This is a genomic window from Streptomyces sp. YS-3, assembly GCF_045257485.1.
Classification (GTDB): Bacteria; Actinomycetota; Actinomycetes; order Streptomycetales; family Streptomycetaceae; genus Streptomyces.
The window spans coordinates 1-3,579 of record NZ_JBJHPC010000679.1 but is presented as its reverse complement, the minus strand read 5'-3'; the positions used below and the strand labels follow the sequence as shown (position 1 = coordinate 3,579).

At 74.9% G+C, this 3,579-nt stretch carries 3 protein-coding genes; 2 read left to right on the top strand and 1 reads right to left on the bottom strand.

Translation table 11 applies throughout. From position 1 onward, the window contains the following. The first annotated feature begins 334 nt into the window (after window positions 1-334). Window positions 335-826, top strand: a complete 492-nt coding sequence (locus ACJA3G_RS33125; RefSeq protein WP_406556732.1) for an SsgA family sporulation/cell division regulator — start codon at window positions 335-337, stop codon at window positions 824-826. A gap of 28 nt (window positions 827-854) precedes the next feature. Here ACJA3G_RS33125 and ACJA3G_RS33120 read toward each other — a convergent pair whose 3' ends face one another. Then, the gene (locus ACJA3G_RS33120; protein ID WP_406556731.1) at window positions 855-2,267 is read right to left on the bottom strand and encodes an FAD-binding oxidoreductase; all 1,413 of its coding nucleotides are present in this window, start codon (window positions 2,265-2,267) and stop codon (window positions 855-857) included. 97 nt (window positions 2,268-2,364) lie between these two features. Here ACJA3G_RS33120 and ACJA3G_RS33115 point away from each other — a divergent pair. Further along, window positions 2,365-3,579: tetratricopeptide repeat protein (locus tag ACJA3G_RS33115; RefSeq protein ID WP_406556730.1), on the top strand; the 1,215-nt coding region annotated here is incomplete at its 3' end.

Genomic DNA, 3,579 nt, shown 5'->3' with positions numbered 1-3,579 from the left:
GGATAGAAGCCGGCGAGGGGGGTGCCGTCGCCGGTGGCCGGGGTGGGGGCGCTCATCACGGTCCCGTATCTGCTCGTGGGCCTCGTCAATACAAGGGTCCACATCTACCAGACGGGCGAGGGCCCCCGGGCGGGTCCGTCGGTACCGGCCACTATCCGGTCAACATCCGGAAGCCTTTCACCCGCCCGTGGCGCCGTTCGCGACCCTCGTCGGGGCCCGCTCGCCGGGCCGCCGGAAAAATCTTCGGGAAGTCGCGTCATAGCAGCGCCGTACCCCGCTCTCACCTGGTGCGGCCCGTTCCCGGACCGCGTACGCGGAGAGGAAAGGCACTGTCATGCACACCGTGGTGGAACGCGAGCTGGAGCTCAAACTCGTGCTGTCGCCCGAGCGCAGCATCCCGGTCCCGGCCCGGCTGACCTACCGTACGGACGACCCGTACGCCGTGCACGTCACCTTCCATGTCGGCACCGACCACCCCGTCGACTGGACCTTCGCCCGTGAGCTGCTCGTCGAGGGGGTGTTCCGGCCGTGCGGGCACGGCGACGTCCGGATCTGGCCCACCAAGGTGGACGGGCGCAGTGTGGTTCTGATGGCGCTCAGCTCGCCGGACGGCGACGCGCTCCTGGAGGCGCCGTCCGCCCAGGTGTCGGCGTGGCTGGAGCGGACGCTGCGGGTGGTCCCGCCGGGTTCCGAGACCGGGCAGCTCGGTATCGACGACGGCCTGGCCGAGCTGCTCGCCACCACGACCGGCCGCAGCCGCGCCGAGGAGCTGTATCTGAACGACCCGTGGCCCTCGGACGAGTCCCGGCCGGAGGAGGGTGCGTGACGGACCGGGACACCGGCGTAACGGTTTCTCAGAACAGCTTGCCGGGGTTCAGCAGCCCCAGCGGGTCGAAGGCCTGCTTCACGGCGCGCTGCATCTCCACGCCGACCGGGCCGAGTTCGCGGGCCAGCCACTCCTTCTTCAGTACGCCGACGCCGTGCTCGCCGGTGATCGTGCCGCCCAGCTCCAGACCGAGCGCCATGATCTCGTCGAAGGACTCGCGGGCCCGCCGCGACTCGTCCTCGTCGGCCGCGTCGAAGCAGACGACCGGGTGGGTGTTGCCGTCCCCGGCGTGTGCGCAGACGCCGATGGTGAGGTCGTACTTGGCGGCGATCGCGGAGGTCCCCGCCAGCATCTCGGCGAGCCGGGAGCGCGGTACGCACACGTCGTCGATCATCGTGGCGGGCTTGATGGTCTCCAGCGCGGTGAGCGACAACCGCCGTGCCTGGAGCAGCAGTTCGGACTCTGCGGCGGACTCGGCCGGCACCACCTCGACGGCCCCGGCCGCCCTGCACAGCTCCCCCACGGCGGCCAGGTCGGCGGCCGGGTCGGGGGTGTCGAAGGCGGCGAGCAGCAGCGCCTCGGTGGTCTCCGGGAGCCCCATGTTCGCCAGCCGGTTGACGGCCCGTACGGTCGTGTTGTCCATGAGTTCGAGCAGCGACGGGGTGTGGCCGCGCTCCATGATCGCGCAGACCGCTTCACACGCGGCGGTCGCGGAGGGGAACTCGGCGGCGAGCACCAGCTGCGGCGGCGGCGCCGGCCTGAGCGCCAGTACGGCCTTCACCACGATGCCGAGGCTGCCCTCGGAGCCGACGAAGAGCCGGGTCAGATCGTATCCGGCGACGCCCTTGGCGGTGCGCCGGCCGGTCTCCAGCAGTCGGCCGTCGGCGAGGACCACGTCGAGGCCCAGGACGTACTCGGCGGTCACCCCGTACTTCACACAGCACAGGCCGCCGGAGGCGGTGCCGATGTTCCCGCCGATGGTGCACTGCTCCCAACTGGACGGGTCCGGCGGGTAGTAGAGCCCGTGTTCCATGACCTTCCGGGAGAGTGCGGCGTTGACGACGCCCGGCTCGACGACCGCGACCCGGTCGACCGGGCTGATCTCCAGGATGCGGTCCATCCGGACCAGGGACAGCACGACGCAGCCCTCGGTCGCGTTGGCGCCGCCGGACAGGCCGGTGCGGGCGCCCTGCGGCACGACCGGGACGCGCAGCTCGGTTGCGGTGCGCATGACGTGCTGGACCTGCTCGACCGTGCGCGGCAGCACCACCACGGCGGGCGCCCCGGCGGCGCAGAAGCTCGCCATGTCGTGGGTGTAGGAGGCGGTGACGTCCGGGTCGGTGATCAGCGCGTCGGCGGGCAGTCCCGCGCGCAGCCGGTCGAGGAGGATGCCGCCCGGTCGGGGGGCGGGCGCGGCGACGGGCTCGGCTCCATCGTTCATGATCCCAGCCTGGCACCCGGGGCCATCGGTGTGAAGTCCGCGCGGCCCGGCGGGCGCGGGCGGTATGTGCTCTTCGTATCGACGCACAGTGAACGCCATGGAGACCGAAGACGAATGGCCGCCGCGCCGACGGACCCTGACGCTGCCGCCGCCCGCCCGGCCGRCGCCGCYGGMGCCGGCCGGGCCGCCGCCCGCCCGTACCGCGCGCCGCACGATGATCGGCGCGGCGGTGGCCGCGCTGCTGACCGCCGGGGTCCTCGTGGTCCTGCCGCAGACCCGGATCGCCGCCGTCCGCGATGTGCCGCCGCCGGCGCCGGGGCCGGTCGCACGGGCGCTGACGGCCGTCGGGGCCGGGGTGCCCGCCTCGGCCGCCGATCTGACCGCGCTGATCGCCGACCGGCGGGCGTGGGTGCGCGCGCACCCCTCGGACGACGCCTCCTGGGCGGTGCTCGGCGCCGCCTATCTGGGGCGCGGGCTGCGGTCGGCGGACTCCTCGTACTATCCGCGCGCGGAGTGGGCCCTGCGCCGCTCGCTGGCGGTCCGGCCGGCCGCCCGGGGCAACGCGGACGCCCGGATCGGTCTGGCGGCGCTGGCCAACGCGCGGCACGACTACGCGGCGGCGCGGACCATCGCCGAGGAGGTGCGCGGGAGCGACCCGAAGCGCTGGACGGTGTATCCGGTGCTGGTGGAGGCGTACACGGGCCTGGGTGACCTCAAGGGCGCGGGCGGGGCGGTGGAGAAGCTGCTCGATCTGCGCGGCGGCTCCAGGGCGCTGGCCGCGGCGGGCGCGGTGTACCGGGAGCGGGGCTGGCGCGAGGACGCGGCGGCGTCGCTGACCGAGGCGGCGGCGCACGCCACCGCGCCGGCCCAGAAGGCGGACTGCCTGCGGCAGTTGGGGGACCTGGCGTGGGACCGGGGCGAGCCCGCGGAGGCGCTCGCCCAGCACTCGGCGGCGCTGCGCACGGATCCGGGCGCGCACGCGGCGCTGGCGGGCCGGGCCCGCGCCGAGCTGGCGCTCGGCCGTACGGCGGCGGCGCGCCGCGACTACGCGGCGGCGGTCGCCCGGCTGCCGCGCCCCGACTACCTGCTGGAACTGGGCGAGTTGTACGAGTCGCTGGGGCTCGGCGCCGACGCCCGCGCCCAGTACGCGCGGCTGCGGGCGCGGGCCGCCGCCGACGACGGGCACGGGGTGCGGGACGCGCTCGTCCTGGGCCGCTTCGAGGCCGACCACGGCGCCCCGGAGTCGGCGGTGGAGCGGCTGCGCGCGGAGTGGCGGCGCGCGCCGAGCGCGGCGGTGGGGGACGCGCTGGGG